At 72.3% G+C, this 16,739-nt stretch carries 14 protein-coding genes and 1 pseudogene; 6 read left to right on the top strand and 9 right to left on the bottom strand.

All coding sequences use genetic code 11. From position 1 onward, the window contains the following. Positions 1 to 150 precede the first annotated feature (150 nt). Entirely contained in the window at positions 151 to 759 is a 609-nt protein-coding gene (locus tag GXW83_RS10330; RefSeq protein ID WP_182442778.1) for a TetR/AcrR family transcriptional regulator, read from the top strand. Here GXW83_RS10330 and GXW83_RS10325 read toward each other — a convergent pair. Beyond that, a complete protein-coding gene (locus GXW83_RS10325; protein WP_182442777.1) occupies positions 746 to 1,612 on the bottom strand; it encodes a helix-turn-helix transcriptional regulator in 867 nt (288 codons plus the stop codon). The two genes, GXW83_RS10330 and GXW83_RS10325, sit on opposite strands and share 14 nt — an antisense overlap. A 356-nt stretch (positions 1,613 to 1,968) precedes the next feature. On the opposite strand from GXW83_RS10325, the gene GXW83_RS10320 reads away from it, so the two are divergent. Beyond that, positions 1,969 to 2,496 carry an ATP-binding protein gene (locus GXW83_RS10320; protein ID WP_182442776.1) on the top strand — a complete coding sequence of 176 codons (528 nt, stop codon included), beginning with the start codon at positions 1,969 to 1,971 and terminating at the stop codon, positions 2,494 to 2,496. Between the two features lie 221 nt (positions 2,497 to 2,717). On the opposite strand, the gene GXW83_RS10315 is transcribed toward GXW83_RS10320, so the two are convergent. After that, complete coding sequence (locus GXW83_RS10315; RefSeq protein ID WP_182442775.1) at positions 2,718 to 2,954, bottom strand: DUF397 domain-containing protein; 237 nt, start codon at positions 2,952 to 2,954, stop codon at positions 2,718 to 2,720. Positions 2,955 to 3,571: 617 nt separating this feature from the next. On the opposite strand from GXW83_RS10315, the gene GXW83_RS10310 reads away from it, so the two are divergent. Beyond that, positions 3,572 to 4,486, top strand: a complete 915-nt coding sequence (locus GXW83_RS10310; RefSeq protein WP_182442774.1) for a sirohydrochlorin chelatase — start codon at positions 3,572 to 3,574, stop codon at positions 4,484 to 4,486. A 106-nt stretch (positions 4,487 to 4,592) separates the two neighbouring features. On the opposite strand, the gene GXW83_RS10305 is transcribed toward GXW83_RS10310, so the two are convergent. The 6 genes from GXW83_RS10305 to GXW83_RS10280 all read right to left on the bottom strand — a co-directional run bounded on the left by GXW83_RS10305 (position 4,593) and on the right by GXW83_RS10280 (position 12,194). Then, on the bottom strand, positions 4,593 to 5,618 hold the full coding sequence (locus tag GXW83_RS10305; protein ID WP_182442773.1) for a LacI family DNA-binding transcriptional regulator: 1,026 nt from the start codon (positions 5,616 to 5,618) through the stop codon (positions 4,593 to 4,595). Between the two features lie 123 nt (positions 5,619 to 5,741). Then, positions 5,742 to 6,791: a LacI family DNA-binding transcriptional regulator gene (locus GXW83_RS10300; protein WP_182442772.1), complete on the bottom strand. Its 1,050-nt coding sequence runs from the start codon at positions 6,789 to 6,791 to the stop codon at positions 5,742 to 5,744. A gap of 1 nt (position 6,792) precedes the next feature. Next, a complete protein-coding gene (locus tag GXW83_RS10295; RefSeq protein ID WP_182442771.1) occupies positions 6,793 to 8,514 on the bottom strand; it encodes a glycoside hydrolase family 13 protein in 1,722 nt (573 codons plus the stop codon). Positions 8,515 to 8,633: 119 nt separating this feature from the next. Then, a complete protein-coding gene (locus GXW83_RS10290) occupies positions 8,634 to 9,587 on the bottom strand; it encodes a sugar ABC transporter permease (protein ID WP_182447212.1) in 954 nt (317 codons plus the stop codon). Between the two features lie 176 nt (positions 9,588 to 9,763). Then, on the bottom strand, positions 9,764 to 10,765 hold the full coding sequence (locus GXW83_RS10285; protein WP_182447211.1) for a carbohydrate ABC transporter permease: 1,002 nt from the start codon (positions 10,763 to 10,765) through the stop codon (positions 9,764 to 9,766). 145 nt (positions 10,766 to 10,910) lie between these two features. Beyond that, positions 10,911 to 12,194 (bottom strand): extracellular solute-binding protein, encoded by a 1,284-nt coding sequence (locus GXW83_RS10280; RefSeq protein ID WP_182442770.1) that lies wholly within the window; start codon positions 12,192 to 12,194, stop codon positions 10,911 to 10,913. Positions 12,195 to 12,548: 354 nt separating this feature from the next. Here GXW83_RS10280 and GXW83_RS10275 point away from each other — a divergent pair, with 354 nt between their 5' ends. Beyond that, positions 12,549 to 13,796: a homogentisate 1,2-dioxygenase gene (locus tag GXW83_RS10275; RefSeq protein ID WP_182442769.1), complete on the top strand. Its 1,248-nt coding sequence runs from the start codon at positions 12,549 to 12,551 to the stop codon at positions 13,794 to 13,796. Continuing rightward, a pseudogene (fahA, locus tag GXW83_RS10270) lies at positions 13,793 to 14,997 on the top strand (fumarylacetoacetase). Before GXW83_RS10275 ends, fahA begins: the two are co-directional and overlap by 4 nt. 36 nt (positions 14,998 to 15,033) lie before the next feature. Here fahA and GXW83_RS10265 read toward each other — a convergent pair. Continuing rightward, complete coding sequence (locus tag GXW83_RS10265) at positions 15,034 to 15,639, bottom strand: hypothetical protein (protein WP_182442768.1); 606 nt, start codon at positions 15,637 to 15,639, stop codon at positions 15,034 to 15,036. 372 nt (positions 15,640 to 16,011) lie between these two features. Here GXW83_RS10265 and GXW83_RS10260 point away from each other — a divergent pair, with 372 nt between their 5' ends. Beyond that, positions 16,012 to 16,704, top strand: coding sequence for an HAD family phosphatase (locus tag GXW83_RS10260; RefSeq protein WP_182442767.1), 693 nt, complete (start codon positions 16,012 to 16,014; stop codon positions 16,702 to 16,704). Positions 16,705 to 16,739 lie beyond the last annotated feature (35 nt).

Below are 16,739 nucleotides of genomic sequence, written 5' to 3'. Positions count from 1 at the left end.
TGCGGGCGGGGGTGGTGCAATGGAGGCGGACCGTAGTGGAGACGGACCGGACCGGTTCGCCGATCCCCCGTGTCGGCGATCCGGCCCGGTCCCGCGCGGCCCAGGGTCGCGGCCGTATATTGGCTCGAAGCCAATGATCGCAGGAGCACCATGTCACCCCGAGCGGCAGCAGTCAACGAGGCGATGCGCGCCCGCTCCCGGGCCCGCATCATGCAGGCGACCGTGGATCTGGTGGACGAGCGCGGCTTCGAGGGCACCACGCTGGGCGACATCGCCGAGCGGGCCGGGCTGGCGCGGGGCCTGGTGTCGTACTACTTCCCGGGCAAGCGGATCCTGCTGCAGACCTCCATGCACCGGCTGATGCACCAGACGCTGGGGGCGGCGCTGGCCGGGCTCGGCGAGGACGACGCGCCGGACCTGTGGCTGGCGACGTCCATCGACACGGTACTGGGGCTGGCGGCGGCGCGGCCGACGCTGATGCGCACCCACCTGTCGCTGATCCTGGCGCCGAGCGCCGAGGGGTTCATCCAGGACGCCGAGCAGAAGCGCTTCGGCGGGCTGCTGCAGCAGGTGCTGGGGCGGCGCGGGGCCGAGGACCCGGCGGCGGAGCACGCGGTGCTGCGCAGCGCCCTCATGGGGGCCTGCATGGGCCTGCTGCTGCCCGGCGCGGAGGCCGAGCCCCGCATGATCAGGGACGACCTCTTCGTCCGCTACGGGCTCGATCCGCTGCTGCGGCCGAGCCCGTTCAGGACTCCTTGAGCATCTCGCTGAGCAGCTCGACGCTGCTGGCGGGGGTCTGGCTGTCGACGCTGAGCCGCTCCATCACCTGGAGGTACTGGTCGACGTCGTCGCGCTTGTCCAGGTAGAGGGCGCTGGTGAGCTGCTCCAGGTAGACCACGTCCGGCAGGTCCTGCTCGGGGAAGCGCAGGATGGTGAAGGCGCCGCTCTCGGCCGCGTGGCCGCCGAAGCGGAACGGCATGACCTGGAGGATGACGTTGGGCATGTCGGCGGCCTCGATCAGCCGCTGGATCTGCGCGCGCATCACGGTGGGGCCGCCGACCGGGCGGCGCAGCGCGGCTTCGTCCACGATGGCCCACAGCCGGGGGCCCTCGGCGTCCTCGACCAGCTTCTGCCGGTGCATCCGGACGTTGATCCGGCGGTCGACCTCGGTGCGGTCCAGGTTGGGGCGGTTCAGCGTCATCAGCGAGCGCATGTAGTCCTCGGTCTGCAGCAGCCCGGGGACGAACTGGACCTCGTAGAGCCGGATGAGCGCGGACGCCTCCTCCAGGCCGACGTAGGTCTGGAACCAGTTGGGCATGGCGTCGCTGAAGCTGTGCCACCAACCGGCCTGGTTGGCCTCGCGCACCAGCGTCAGCAGCGCGGCGCGCTCGGTCTCGTCCTCGACCCCGTACAGGCTGAGCAGGTCCGTCACGTCACGCTCCTTGAAGCTGACGCGCCCGAGTTCCATGCGGCTGATCTTGGACTCGGAGGCACGGATCGTGTAGCCCGCGTCCTCGCGTGTGATGCCCTTGCCCTCACGGAGCCGGCGCAACTGGGAGCCGAGGAGGATCCGGCGCACCATCGAGCCGCTCCCCGGCTGAACTGTGGTCATTCCGTTGAACCTCCACCCTGGAATTCAGCGCACAGTCTGCCACTAACCGGCCCCGAAGGGTGCATGTACAGGCACGACGGTGCCCTCGGGTCCGCGACTGCTGCTGCGTGCTACCGGAAGACTACTCCGTGCATACGCAGATGCACGTGCATCTGCCTTCCGCGCACATGCACGTGAATCCACTCTTGCATCTGACGTATGCGAAGAGGACCATGGTGCACGTGCACCTGCACGCCCACTGGCAGTCCTGCGGGGACCACGCTCCCCCCTCGTGCCACGCCGATCTTCCGCCTCGTGCGCCCTTCGGGGACGAGGCGGTGACAGGCGTCGCAGCGCCTTTATGGGAGGAGCTCTTCATGAGCCCGAGCTCGACGGTGGCCGCCGTGGCCACCGACTCCGACGTGGTCAGCTGCGCGCTCGCGCCACGCCATGAGTCGGTGCGCACCGCCCGGGAGTTCACCAAGCTCACGCTCAACCGCTGGCAGCTCACCGATCTCTTCGACGACATCGCGCTGGTGGCGAGCGAGTTGGTGACCAATGCGCTGCGGCACGCGCTCGGGCCGGCCGCCGCGCAGGCGCCGGCGCAGCGGACCAGCTGTTGGGGGCGCAGAGGCGCGCAGGACCCGATCAACCAGCAGCTGGACGCCAGCCACACGCCGTCCGCACTGATACGCCTCAGCCTGGTCCGGCGGTCGCCGCAGGTGGTCTGCGCGGTGAGCGACCCGAGCACCAGCGGCCCGGTCGCCCGGGAGGCGGACTTCATCGCCGAGTCCGGCCGGGGACTGCACCTGGTGGACTCCTTCAGCCAGTCCTGGGGCTGGCACCCCGTAGCCGCCGGCAAGGTGGTCTGGGCCCTGTTCGACCTGTCCGGCGGGGAGGGCTGACGGCACGACAGGGCGGCCGTCCGGACGGACCCGGCCCCCGCCGTACCGTCAGCGCCCGCACGGGCCCCGGTGCACGCCCGCACACGCACCCGGGCCGCCGCCCCCGTTCCGGCCCGCACCACGCCCCGGACGCACTCGCCACGCCCGGACCGGATCGGCGCACCGGCCCCCCGTTCACAAGCGCCCCCCGGTGCCACCGGAGGGCGTCGGCGGATCCCCGCTCACTCGGCCAGGTGGTCGAACTCGCCTTTCTTGACCCCGTCCAGCAGGGCCGCGATCTCCGCCCGGGTGTAGATGAGCGCGGGCCCGGACGGGAAGCGGGAGTTCCGCACCGCGATGTCTCCGTCCGCCAGGCGGGCCAACTCGACGCACTGCCCCTGCGAATTGCTCAGGCGGCTCTTCTGCCAGACCACGCCGTCTATATCCGTGGCAGCCATGCCGTTGTACGTGCGACGCATAGGTGTCTCCCGAAAGTGCGAGTGGTGCTCCGCGAGGCAGCGGGTAGCCTCACTGCACGTAATGGTATCGCCAGTGCAGGTGCACGTGCAGCTGCCAATGCGTGTGCACGTGCGTTCACCACATGTGACAACTGCCGCTCCGGACGCGCGACCTGACCTCGCAAAGCCGGACATAGCGGTACAGGCCCGCGACCCTGGGCGACAGCGACGGTGCGGTCAGCGGCAAGATCGACGGCATGGAACGCGGCAGTAACACACAGTCAGTAACCATTTGTACGACTCACCTATGTGACGCTGCTCACCAGCGGAAGGTTCCGGCCATCCGGCCACAGGCCGCCCGCAGGCCCCGCGCAGGCGCTCCGCAGCCTCTGCGCAGGCCGGGGACAGTGCGAGCGGGGCCGACGCGGGGTCAGTTCCGCGCCACCGGTGCGGGAAACCGGCCCGGTGAGGGGCCGGTGAGAGGATGCCGACCGCAGGTTTAGCCACTGCCGTTCGGCGGAATGGGAATCCGATCCCCGGCGAACCCCGGCAAATACCGACAAAGGGTCGGGAGTTCACCCGTGCAAAGCGGGAGCCCGTCTCCCGGTGTCCGCACGTATGACCTACGATCGTCCGACATGAGCTCTGCCGCCACTCCCAGCACCCCGCTGCCCGTCCGCACCCCCGGCTCGCGGGCGCGTGGCCGCCACCGTCGTCCCGAGCGACCCGAGATACCCGCGGGTGCTCCCGCGCTGCTCCTGGCCGTCCCCAGCGAGGCCACCGCGGCCGCCCAGCAGATCGCCGACGAGCTGGTTTCGCTGGTCCGCGCGGAGCAGCCCGGCATCGACGCCACCGCCGTCTACCTGGCCGCGGAGACCGTCCTGACCGGCGACGACGCCCCCGCCGAGGGCCAGGAGGCCCTCTCCGAGGGCGAAACCGCGCCGACCCTGGCCGCCGTGCTCGCGCGCGACGCCGAGAAGCGGGCGGCCGGCAGCGAGATCGCCGCGCCGGTGGTCGTACCGCTGCTGCCCGGCGCCAGCGCCGCGCTGCAGAGCGTCCTCGCCTCGCTGGAAGGGGAGTTCACCGTCACCGACGCACTCGGCCCGCACCCGCTGCTGGCCGAGGCGCTGCACGTGCGGCTGTCCGAGGCCGGACTGGCCCGGGCCGACCGGGCCCGGCTGTTCGCCGTGAACACCTCCGCCGACGGCGTGGTGCTGGCCACGGTCGGCGGCGAGGAGGCGCTGCAGCACGCCGGGATCACCGGGGTGCTGCTGGCCGCGCGCCTGGCCGTGCCGGTGGTCGCCGCCTCGCTCGACCAGCCCGGCTCGGTGGCGGCAGCCGTGGCCGAGCTGCGCGGGGCGGGCTGCGCGCAGCCCGCGCTGGCGCCGTACCTGGTCGGCCCCGAGGTCGAGGCCGACCTGCTCAAGTCCGTTGCGGCCGAGGTGGACTGCCCGGCGGCGGAGCCCCTGGGCGCGTACCCGACCATCGCCCGGCTGGCGCTCGGCCTCTACCTGGGCGCACTCGGCATCGCCCGCGACGCCGAGCTGGGCTGACCGGCGCCGGCGGTACCGCGGCGGGTCTTCCACGGCGGCGGAGGCAGGGGCGGCAGCGCCCGGGCCTCCGCCGCCGTCGCCGTGCCCGCCCCGGGCGGGCTCGGGCTCAGCCGCGCGGGGGCGCGGCGGCCGTCGAGCCGCGGACGACCAGCTCCGGCTGGAAGACGAACTCCCCGCGCTGGGCCGGGTTGCCGCTGATCTCCTCCAGCAGGACGTTCACCGCCGCCGCGCCCATGGCCTCGACCGGCTGGCGGATGGTGGTCAGCGGCGGGTCGGCGAAGGCGATCAGCGGCGAGTCGTCGAAACCCACCACCGAGACGTCCCTGGGCACGGCCAGCCCCCGGGCGCGGACGCCGCGGATGGCCCCGAAGGCCATCAGGTCGCTGCCACAGACGATCGCGGTACAGCCCCGGTCCAGCAGCGCGGTGGCGGCGGCCTGGCCGCCCTCCACGGTGAACAGCGAGTGCTGGACCAGCTCGGCCACACCGGCGGCGTCCAGCCCGAAGGCGGTGCCCATGGCGTCGGCGAAGCCCTCCAGCTTGCGCTCCACCGGCACGAACCGGGCCGGGCCGACGGCCAGGCCGATCCGCTCGTGGCCGAGCCCGGCGAGGTGCTGCACGGCCATGTGCATGGCCGCACGGTCGTCCGGGGAGATGAAGGGGGCGCTGATCCGGGAGCTGTAGCCGTTGATCATGACGAAGGGGACGCCCTTGCCGTTCAGCCGGGCGTAGCGCTCGGTGTCGGCGGTGGTGTCGGCGTGCAGACCGGAGATGAAGACGATGCCGGTGACCCCGCGCTCGACCAGCAGCTCCACCAGCTCGTCCTCGGTGGAGCCGCCCGGGGTCTGCGTGCACAGCACCGGCGTGTAGCCGTACCGGGTCAGTACCTGCTCGATGACCTGCGTGAACGCCGGGAAGATGGGATTGCTCAGCTCCGGGGTGATCAGGCCGATCAGCCCGGCGCTGCGCTGCCGCAGCCGTACCGGGCGCTCGTAGCCGAGCACATCCAGCGCGGCCAGCACCATCTGCCGGGTGGTGGCGGACACCCCCGGTTTGCCGTTCAGCACGCGGGAGACGGTGGCCTCGCTGACCCCCGCCTGCGCCGCGATGTCCGCCAGCCGTGCTGTGTTCACGTAGTCGTCCCGTGTGTCGGCCGGATTCGCTGTCCGGGCAAGACTATTGCACGGGGGCAACCTGACCGGGCAGTACGGCAGCTTCCGGCGATCACCGCCTGCCGGGGCGGCGGGTCGTCCCGGTCAGCCGCGCGGGCGGGCGGCTCCGGTCGAGCCGCGGACGACCAGTTCGGGCTGGAACACGAACTCGTCGCGGTGCGTGCCGTTGCCGTTGATCTCCTCCAGCAGGGCGTCCACCGCGGCCGCGCCCATGGCCTCGACCGGCTGGCGGATGGTGGTCAGCGGCGGGTCGGCGAAGGCGATCAGCGGCGAGTCGTCGAAGCCCACCACCGAGACGTCCCCCGGGACGCTCAGCCCGTGCTGGCGCACGGCGCGGATCACGCCGAAGGCCATCAGGTCGCTGCCGCAGACCACCGCCGTGCAGCCCTGTTCCAGCAGCCCGGCGGCGGCCGCGTGGCCGCCCTCGACGCTGAACAGGGTGTGCCTGACCCGCTCCGCGCTCTGCTCCGGCTCCTGGCCCAGGAGGTCCCGGCAGGCGGCGGCGAACCCCTCCAACTTGCGCAGCACCGGCACGAACCGGCGCTGGCCCAGGGCCAGGCCGATGCGCTCGTGGCCGAGTTCGGCCAGGTGCTGCACGGCCATCCGCATCGCCAGCCGGTCGTCGGTGGAGACGAACGGCGCCGGGATCAGCTCGCTGTAGCCGTTGATCAGCACGAACGGCACACCCCGCGCGGCCAGTCGGGCGTAGCGCCCGGTGTCGGCGGCGGTGTCGGCGTGCAGGCCGGAGACGAAGACGATGCCGGTGACCCCCCGGTCCACCAGCATGTCCACCAGCTCGTCCTCGGTGGAGCCGCCCGGGGTGCGGGTGCAGAGCACCGGCGTGTAGCCGTGCCGGGTCAGCACCTTCTCGATGACCTGGGCCAGCGCCGGGAAGATGGGGTTGTTCAGCTCGGGCATGATCAGGCCGACCAGCCCGGCGCTGCGCTGCCGCAGCCGTACCGGGCGCTCGTAGCCGAGCACGTCCAGCGCCGCCAGCACCGTCTCCCGGGTGGTGGCGGACACCCCCGCCTTCCCGTTGAACACCCGGGAGACGGTGGCCTCGCTCACCCCCGCCTGGGCGGCGATGTCGGACAGGCGGGGCGCGGGCACGGCCGCCGGTCGGCCTGATGCCATGTCAGCAGGTCCACCAGACGGTCGAGTCGGCCGGGAGCAGGACGTCCGCGCCGGGCACGGTCGGGGCCAGGTCGGCGGAGGCCAGCAGCAGCCGTCCGGGCGCGGGCAGGGCCAGCGGGGCGGCGGAGGTGTTGACGGTGCAGACGAACACGCCGTCGGAGGTGCTGCGGCGGAAGGCGAGCGCGCCCTGCGGGGCGTCCAGCCACTCGACGCTGTCGCCGGTGCCCAGGGCCGGGTGTGCGCGGCGGGCGGCCAGGGCGCGCCGGTACAGCTCCAGCGTCGAGGAGGCGTCCCCGGTCTGCGCCTCGACGCTGAGCTTGGCCCACTCGGCGGGCTGCGGCAGCCAGCTGGGGCCGCCCTCGACCGGGCCGAAGCCGTACGGCGCGACCGAGCCGGACCACGGCATCGGCACCCGGCAGCCGTCCCGCATGCCCTCCTGGCCCTCGGCGGCGGTGCCCCGGGCGCGGGCGAAGGCCGGGTCCTGGCGGGCGGCGTCGGGCAGGTCGAGCACCTCGGGCAGGCCCAGCTCCTCGCCCTGGTACAGGTAGGCGGAGCCGGGCAGGGCCAGCATCAGCAGGGTCGCGGCGCGGGCGCGGCGGGTGTCCTGCTCGCGGTCGCCGTGGCCGAAGCGGGTGAGGTGGCGGACCACGTCGTGGTTGGACAGCACCCAGGTGGCCGGGGCGCCGACCGGGCGCATGGAGTCCAGCGTGGCCTGCACCACCGCGCGCAGCGGCTCGGCCTCCCACGCGGTGCCCAGGTACTGGAAGTTGAACGCCTGGTGCAGCTCGTCCGGGCGCAGGTAGTTGGCGGTGCGCTCGACGCTCGGGGTCCACGCCTCGGCGACGGCGATCCGGCGGGTGCCGGGGTCGGTGCCGTACTCGTCCAGGATGCGCCGCCAGTCGCGGTAGATCTCGTGGACGCCGTCCTGGTCGAAGAAGGGCAGCACGTCGTTGCCGAGCAGCCGCAGCTGGTCGTGCAGGCCGATGTCGGGCAGTCCGGCGGCCTTGACCAGGCCGTGGGCGACGTCGATGCGGAAGCCGTCGACGCCGAGGTCCAGCCAGAACCGCAGGATGCTGCGGAACTCGTCGGCCACGGCCGGGCTGTCCCAGTCGAAGTCGGGCTGCTGCGGGGCGAAGAGGTGCAGGTACCACTCGCCGGGGGTGCCGTCCGGGTTCTCGGTGCGGGTCCAGGCCGGGCCGCCGAAGATGGACTCCCAGTCGTTGGGCGGCAGTTCGCCGGTCTCGCCCTTGCCCGAGCGGAAGTGGAAGCGCGAGCGCAGCGGCGAGCCGGGGCCCTCGCGCAGCGCCTGCCGGAACCAACTGTGCTGGTCGGAGGCGTGGTTGGGGACGATGTCGACGATCACCCGCAGGCCCAGCGCGTGGGCGTCGGTGACCAGGCCCTGCGCGTCCGCGAGGTCGCCGAACATCGGGTCCACCACCCGGTAGTCGGCGACGTCGTAACCGGCGTCGGCCTGCGGCGAGCTGTAGAAGGGGGACAGCCACACGGCGTCCACGCCCAGCTCGCGCAGGTAGGGCAGCCGGGAGCGGATGCCGGCCAGGTCGCCCATGCCGTCGCCGTCGGCGTCGGCGAAGCTGCGCGGGTAGACCTGGTAGATCACCGCGTCGCGCCACCAGCCGGGTCTGCGCGCGGCGTCGGCGGCGGCCGGGGTGGCGGCCTGCCCCTCGGCGGTCGGCAGGTTCAGGGCGGCAAGGTGCTGGGTCATGGAATCCCTTGGGCTCAGGCGGTTGACGGTGAGCAGTTGACGGTGAGCAGCAGTTGATCAACGTGCGTGGGGGCGTGAAGGGCACGCGCGGGGAGCGCGGGGCCGGCGCCGCGCGGGGGTCAGCCCTTGGTACCGCCCGCGGTGAGGCCGGTCACCAGGTGCTTCTGCACCAGGTAGAAGACCAGCGCGGCCGGGATGGCGACCAGGACGGCCATGGCGGCCATCAGGTTCCACTGCTGGTTGTACTGGCTGACGAAGGTCTGGATACCCACCGCGAGCGTGTACTTGTCGGACGAGAGCATGAACACGGAGGCGTAGGCGACCTCGCCCCAGGCGGTGAGGAAGCTGTAGAAGGCGGCGACGGCCAGTCCGGGGCGGGCCAGCGGCACGATCAGCCGCCAAAACACGCCGAAGGGACTGAGCCCGTCGATCCGGCCGGCCTCGTCGATCTCGACCGGGATGGTGTCGAAGTACCCCTTCATCATGAAGGCGCAGAACGGCACGGCGGTGCTGCAGTAGATGATGATCAGGCCCTGGTAGCTGTCCAGCAGGTCCAGCTTGCCCATGATGTTGTAGAGCGGCACCAGCAGCACCGCGACCGGGAACATCTGGGTCACCAGGAAGGTCCACATCAGCTGGCGGTGCCCGGGGAAGCGCATCCGGGAGACCGCGTACCCGGCGCTGGCGGCCAGCAGCACCCCGAACACCATGGTGCCGACGCCGACGACCACGGAGTTGGCGAACCAGGTGAAGAAGTCGGTGTGGAACAGCACGTAGCCGTAGTTGGACAGCGAAGCCTTGCCCAGGATGCGCCCGGGGTGCAGGAAGTCGTCCGTGCCGGGGCCGAGCGAGATGTACGCGATCCAGGCCACCGGGAAGGCCGCGACCAGGCTGGCCAGGGCGAGGGTGCCGTGCAGCAGCAGCGAGGCCCCGCGGCTGCGCCGGCCCCGGAGCCGGGGCCGACGCCCCGGGCCGGACGCGGACGCCGGTGCGGACGCCGGTGCGGCGGTGACGGCGGCGGTCGCGGTGCCGGGTGCGGCGGGCGCCGTGCCGGGCTCGGCGGGCGCGGGCACCGGCACGGTCGCGGGCGCGGCGGGCTCGGACGCGGGCGCGGCGGGCTCGGACGCGGGCGCGGCCTCGGCCTCGGTGGTCGTGGCGCCGGTGGTGCGGGGTTCGGCTCGGTCGGCGACGCTCATGGCGGCTCCTGCTGCTGCGGCCTGCGGGTCGGGGGTGCTGGCGGTCTCGCTGCTCATGACGCGGCCTGCTGCTCGTTGCGGGCCAGCCAGCGGCGGTAGAAGCCGGTGAAGACGATCAGCATCGACAGGATGATCACGCCGTACGCGGCGGAGTCCGCGAAGTCCTGCGGCTGCTGGGCGTAGAACAGCTGGTAGGCGTAGGTGACCAGGATCTGCACGCTGTCGCTGCCGGTGCTGCCGAAGAGCAGGTTGATCACGTTGAACTGGTTGAAGGTCCAGATCACGCCGAGCAGGATGATGGTGCTGCTGACCGGGCGCAGCCCCGGCAGCGTGACGTGCCGGAACCGCTGCCAGGGGGTGGCGCCGTCCATCTCGGCGGCCTCGTACAGCTCGCTCGGGATGGCCTGCATGCCGCCCAGCAGCGAGACCATCATGAACGGCACGCCGACCCAGGTGTTGACCGCGATGGCCGCGACCTTCTGCCAGAGGGGCACGCTCAGCCAGCTGGGGGTGGGCAGGTGCAGCAGCGAGAAGAGGTTGTTGACCACGCCGTTGTCGGTGAGCATCAGCCGCCACGAGAAGATGGTGACGAAGGTGGGCACCGCCCAGGGCAGCACCAGCAGCACCCGGTACAGCGTGCGTCCCCGGGCCTGCCGGTTGAGCAGCACGGCCAGGCCCAGGCCCAGGCCGTAGGTGAGGACGACGCAGCCGACCGTCCAGACGATGGTCCACAGGAAGTGCGGCCAGAACTCGTGGTCGGCGCCGGAGAGGATCTGCTCGTAGTTGTGCAGTCCGACCCAGGAGTAGCTGTCGGGGATGTGGTTCACCCCGATGGTGCGGCCGACGTTGAGGCTGGTGGCGTTGGTCAGCGACAGGTAGATCCCGCGCGCCAGCGGGTAGAGCACCACCAGGCCGATGACCAGGGCGACCGGGGCGGACATCGCCCAGGCGTACCAGTACCGGTCGTAGGACTGCCTGATCCTGGCGAACGGCCCGCGCCGGGGCGCTCGGCCCCGGCCCTCCTCAAGGGCTCCGCCCTGGACGGCGACGGTCATCCGCGACACCTCATTCATGATTCCGGTCGTACACAGTCGTCTGCTCTGCTCGCTGCCCCTGGCCCCGCGGGTGCTGCGTCCGGCGGTGGGGACGCCGGTGGCCGGCCGGGCCGCTCAGGGAGGTGCGGCCCGGCCGGCAGCTTCTTTACTGGGCGGCGTACGAGGGGAGCAGCTTGGAGATCGCCTGGGCGGTGGAGTTCAGGCCGCTCTGGACGCTCTCCTGGCCGGCCAGGATCTTGGTGTAGTCGACCCCGAGCGGCGTGTAGAGCGAGCTGTACTCGGGCAGGGCCAGGCGCGGCACCGAGTCCTTGAGGATGGCCTGGTAGCCGGCGATGCCCGGGTTGGCCTTGACGGCGGCCGTGTAGGCGTCGCTGCGGGTGGGCAGGGTGCCGTTCTTCAGCGCGGTCAGGGTCTCGCTGGAGGCCGAGGTCATGAAGGCGATGAACTTCTCGGAGGCGGCGAGGTGCGCGGCGTCGGCCCCGGCGTAGGCGACCAGGTTCTGGCCGCCGGTGGGGGCTCCGGCGGTGCCGGTGGAGCCGGCCGGGACGGGGGCGATGCCCAGGTTGGCCTTGTCGGTGAAGGCGGAGCCCGCGTAGACGTTGGTGATGTCCCAGGGGCCCTGGACGACCATGGCGACCTTGCCGCTCTCGAAGGCGTCCATGATGTCGGTGTCGGCGTTGGCGGTGATGTCCAGCTTGGACACGCCGGGGGCGCCGACGATGCTCTTGGCGGTGGTGATGGCCTTGACCGCGGCAGGCGAGTTGATGGTGATCTTGCTGGTGGTGGCGTTCACCATGTCCGTGCCCTCGCCGAAGAGGAACGGCATGGCGTAGTAGGCGGACGCCTCCAGGGCGAAGCCGTCGGTGCCGGACTTCTGCTTGATCAGCGCGGCGTCGGACTTCAGCTGGTCCCAGGTGGTGGGCGCGGCGGTGATCCCGGCCTTGGCGAAGAGGGCCTTGTTGTACATCAGGCCGAGGGTGTCGGTGACCTGGGGCGCGCCGTAGACGTGGCCGCCGTAGCTGGCCTGCTTGATCAGGCTGGCCTCGAAGGAGGACTGGTCGGCCATGGCCGGGGTGCCGTCGAGCGGGGCCAGGTAGCCGGCCTTGGCGAAGGCCGGGGTCCAGCCGATGTCGGAGCGGAGCACGTCGGGCGCGCCAGAGCTGCCTGCGGCGGTCTGGAACTTGGTCTCGGCGGTGCCGAAGGGCACGTTGACGTAGTCGACCTTGATGCTGGGGTTGGCCTTCTCGAAGTCCGCGACCAGCAGCTTGTAGGTCGGCGCCTCGTTGGTGGCGTCCGAGGTGTCCCACCAGGTGATGGTGACCGGGCCGCCGGCCTTGGTCGACGAGCTGCCGCTCGAGCTGCTTCCGCAAGCGCTTGCAGAAACCGCTATCGCCGTTGCCAGAACAGCTGCCGCAATGCCACGACGCATTGTGCACTCCTTGGAGGGTGGGTATGCCCAAGTGGGGGTTGGCTCGGTCCTTCGCACAAGGCCCTCGCCCAGCCGACGCTCCGGTACTGCCGTCGGGCTTGGGGAGGAACGTAACAGGGGTGTCATCGTGCTGGAAAGTCCTTGCAGCAACTTTCTGCAAGGTCAGCTGATCGTTACATGCGCGTGTCCGGAGAGTTGCCGACAGGCGATCCGGCAGGCCGCGAGTGCACCACGGACGGCCCGGGCATTCCTCGACCGGGCGTTCCTTGACAGTGCGGGGGTCCGCGCCATGGGATTGAGCCGAGGCCCCTACCGGGGCGTCAGCCCTGGCCAGTGTCGCTCAGGAGGCGAAAAGTGGCGTACTACCGCAGCACCGGGTCGGTCCCCCCGAAGAGGCACACCCAGCACCGGGATCCGGACGGGCGGCTCTACTTCGAGGAGCTGATGGGCGAGGAGGGCTTCTCCTCCGACTCCTCCCTGCTGTACCACCGGCACCTGCCGTCCGCGCTGGTCGACAGCCGGGTCTGGCAGCCCGCCGAGGACAAGCCCGAGCCCAACCACCCGCTCAAGCCCTACCACTTCCGGCTGCACGACCTCTTCCCCGGTGAGAGCTGGCGGCAGGCCGACCCGGTCCGCGACCGCCGGGTCGTCCTCGGCAACGCCGACGTCCGCATCGCCTACGTCGCCGCCGGGCTCCCCTCCCCGCTCTACCGCAACGCCATCGGCGACGAGTGCGTCTACCTCGAGTCCGGCTCGGGCGTGATGGAGAGCGTCTTCGGCAGCATCGAGGTCGGCGAGGGCGACTACGTGGTCGTGCCGCGCGCCACCACCCACCGCTGGCTGCCCACCGGCGACGCGCCGCTGCGGCTGTACGCCATCGAGGCCAACAGCCACATCACCCCGGCCAGGCGCTACCTCTCCAAGTTCGGCCAACTGCTGGAGCACGCGCCGTTCTGCGAGCGCGACCTGCGCGGCCCGGTCGGCCCGCTGCTCAGCGAGGAGCCCGGCGACGTCGAGGTGTACGTCAAGCACCGCGTCGGCGGCGACATCGGCGGAACGGTGCTCACCACCCCCGAGCACCCCTTCGACGTGGTCGGCTGGGACGGCTGCCTCTACCCGTACGCCTTCAACATCCGCGACTACGAGCCGATCACCGGCCGGATCCACCAGCCGCCGCCGGCGCACCAGGTGTTCGAGGGCAACGGCTTCGTCATCTGCAACTTCGTGCCGCGCAAGGTCGACTACCACCCGCTGTCCATCCCCGTCCCCTACTACCACTCCAACGTGGACAGCGACGAGGTGATGTTCTACTGCGGCGGCGACTACGAGGCCCGCAAGGGCTCCGGCATCGGCCAGGGCTCGGTCTCGCTGCACCCCGGCGGCCACACCCACGGGCCGCAGCCCGGCGCGTACGAGCGCAGCATCGGCGCCGAGTTCTTCGACGAGCGGGCGGTCATGGTCGACACCTTCCGCCCGCTGGACCTGGCCGAGGGCGGCCGGGCCGGCGACGACGGCCGGTACGCCTGGAGCTGGAGCGGCCGCGGCCCGCAGGGCGAGCTGCCGCCGCAGGGCGAACTCCCGCCGCAGGGGGACCGTTCGTGAGCTGGGTTCCGGTACCGGACGGCTGCGGCTTCACCGCCGACACCCTGCCCTACGGCGTCTTCGAACCGCTGCGCGGCGGCTCCGGCACCGGCCCCCGGGTCGGCGTCGCCATCGGCGGGCACGTGCTGGACCTGGCCGCCATGTGGGCGGGCACCCCGCTCGGCGCGGACCTCGCCACCGGCTCGCTCAACCGCTTCCTGCGGCGCGGCCCGCGCGAGTGGGCGTACGTCCGGGCCCAGGTGCGGCGGATGCTCACCACCGACGAGCGGCGCGGCTTCTGCGAGCGCAACCTGCACCCGATCGACGAGGTGGCGCTGCGGCTGCCGGTGGAGGTCGCCGACTACGTCGACTTCTACGCCTCCGAGGCGCACGCCACCAACCTCGGCCGGATGTTCCGCCCCGGCGGCGAGGCGCTGCTGCCCAACTGGAAGCACCTACCGGTCGGCTACCACGGCCGCGCCGGGACGGTCGTCCCCTCCGGCACCGCCGTGCGCAGGCCCAGCGGGCAGCGCGGGGCCGGGGACTTCGGCCCCAGCCGCAGGCTCGACATCGAGGCCGAGATCGGCTTCATCGTCGGCGCGCCCTCGCAGCTGGGCACCCCGGTCGGCACGGACGCCTTCGCCGAGCACGTCTTCGGCGTGGTGCTGGTCAACGACTGGTCCGCCCGGGACATCCAGTCCTGGGAGTACCAGCCGCTCGGCCCCTTCCTCGGCAAGTCCTTCGCCACCTCGGTGTCGCCCTGGGTGGTGCCGCTGGCCGCGCTGGAGCACGCCCGGGTGGAGACCCCGCCGCAATCGCCGGAGCCGCTGCCGTACCTGGCCGAGAAGCAGCCCTGGGGCTGGACCTGGAGCTGGAGATCCGGCTCAACGGCCAAGCGGTCTCCCGGCCGCGCTACCGGGACACCTACTGGTCGCCCGCGCAGATGCTGGCCCACATGACCGTCAACGGCGCCTCGCTGCGCACCGGCGACCTGTACGCCTCGGGCACGGTCTCCGGCACGGCGGCCGACCAGCGCGGCTCGCTGATCGAGCTGAGCTGGAACGGCACCGAGCCGCTGCGGCTGGCCGACGGCTCCACCCGCAGCTTCCTGGAGGACGGCGACACAGTCACCATCACCGCCACCGCCCCCGGCCCCGCCCCGAACGGCCCCCGCATCAGCCTCGGCGAGGTCACCGGCACCATCAGCCCACCACCCGCCTGACGACCTGAGCGGCGCCGCCGACAGGCGTCGGCGGGGTCAGGCCGGGGGGTGGGGGAGCGCGCTGGCGGCGGTGTCGGCGCTCTGCTCGGCGGCGGCCCGGCGGCGGAAGGTCAGTACCGTCCGGTAGGCGACGGAGGCGGTGCAGGGCGACAGCTCCGGGGCGGGCCAGGCGTCCAGCCGCCGGTCGTGGACGTCCACGAACACGCAGTCCCCGGTGACGCCGATCGCCACGACGGTGTCACCGGGCCGGAACTGGGTGTCGACGGTGGTGCTCGACGGCAGCCCCAGCCCGGCGACCAGCGTGGCCACGCCCTCGCCGGTGCCGGGCACCGCCTGCCGTGCGGCGGGCAGCGCGTTCAGCCGCGCCGCCAGCACCACCGCGGAGCTGCTGCGGCCCGGCCGGTGCGCCAGCACCCCCGCCAGCTGCCCGACCGCGACCAGCGCCACCACGCTGAGCAGGGTGATGCCGCAGCCGAGCCCGGACCGCCAGGACCCGCGCCGGTAGGCGCCCGACCCCCGGTCGTCCCGCGCCGTCCCGGCCCCGGCCGTCCCCGTCCCGGCCGGTTCCTGCCCCGGCGCGTGCCTCCCCCCGCCGCCGGGATCCGCTCCGGGCCGCGCCGACGCTCCCGCCACTGCTGCCACCACCGCCCCGCCTCACCCCCCGATGTGCCGATCCCGTGAAGACCTATTGTGCGGCTTGTATGACCGGTTCCATGGAGGAATCCCTTATTCCGCAGATCTGTTGACGCCGCATCAGCCAAGTCGACCCTCGCTCGCGGCGGCCCCGGCATCCTGAATCATGCGCCCAACTGCCCCTCCCCGATCAGCTCCACCCCGACGCCGCCACCCACCGCCGCATCGGCGAACGCTTCGCCGCCCACGCCTTCGCCCCCACCGGCCCCTTCCACGCACCGCCCCGCTGACCCGACTGCACGGGCGTCCGCCACCCCGGGCCTGACCGCACCCGTCGGCGGGTATCGTCCGGCCGGGACCACTCACCCGGAGGACGACAGCATGGCGCCGAACACCCACCCCACCGCCGTCCAACCCCCGTCAGCGGCAGGAAGGTTGCCCTACCGTGGGCTGATTCTCGACTTCGTGGGCGTGCTGACTGCCGACGTCGGAGCAGCCCACCGGGGGTGGTGCACCGACCAGGGCCTGGATGCCGGAGCGTGGCACCGGGTCCTCGGCACCCACCCCGAGATACGGCGGCTCTATGCCGACCTGGAAAGGGGCCTGATCACCCAGGCGCACTGGAACCGGCTGACCGCGCCTGTCCTCGGGGTCGCCGACCACGACAACCTGATGGGCCGGGTCTGGGCAGCGGTGGGCGCCGATCAGGGCATGGTCGCCCTGGCGAAGGCGGCCAGGACGGCGGGCTACACCGTCGCCCTGCTGTCCAACTCCTTCGGCCTGGACCCCTACAACCCGTACCTGGCCTTGGGGGTGGAGGACCTCTTCGATGTGGCCGTGGTCTCCGGGCACGAGGGAATCGCCAAGCCCGCCCCGGAGATCTACCGCCGTACGCTCGCCCGCATGGGGCTGACCGGAGGCGAGTGCGTCTTCGTGGACGACCAGCGGGCGAACCTGCCGCCCGCCGAGGCCCTGGGCATCACGACCGTCCTGGCCGACGGCACGGACGACACGCTCACCGCCCTGGCCTCCCTGCTGGGGATCACGGGGTCACCCGCACCCGCGAAGGGGTAACGTCCGAAAGAGGCCACCCACGGACGGAGACGCAT

It is taken from the genome of Streptacidiphilus sp. PB12-B1b (assembly GCF_014084125.1).
GTDB lineage: Bacteria > Actinomycetota > Actinomycetes > Streptomycetales > Streptomycetaceae > Streptacidiphilus.
The sequence above is the reverse complement of the archived record's forward strand: the minus strand, read 5'-3'. Positions and strand labels throughout refer to the sequence as shown.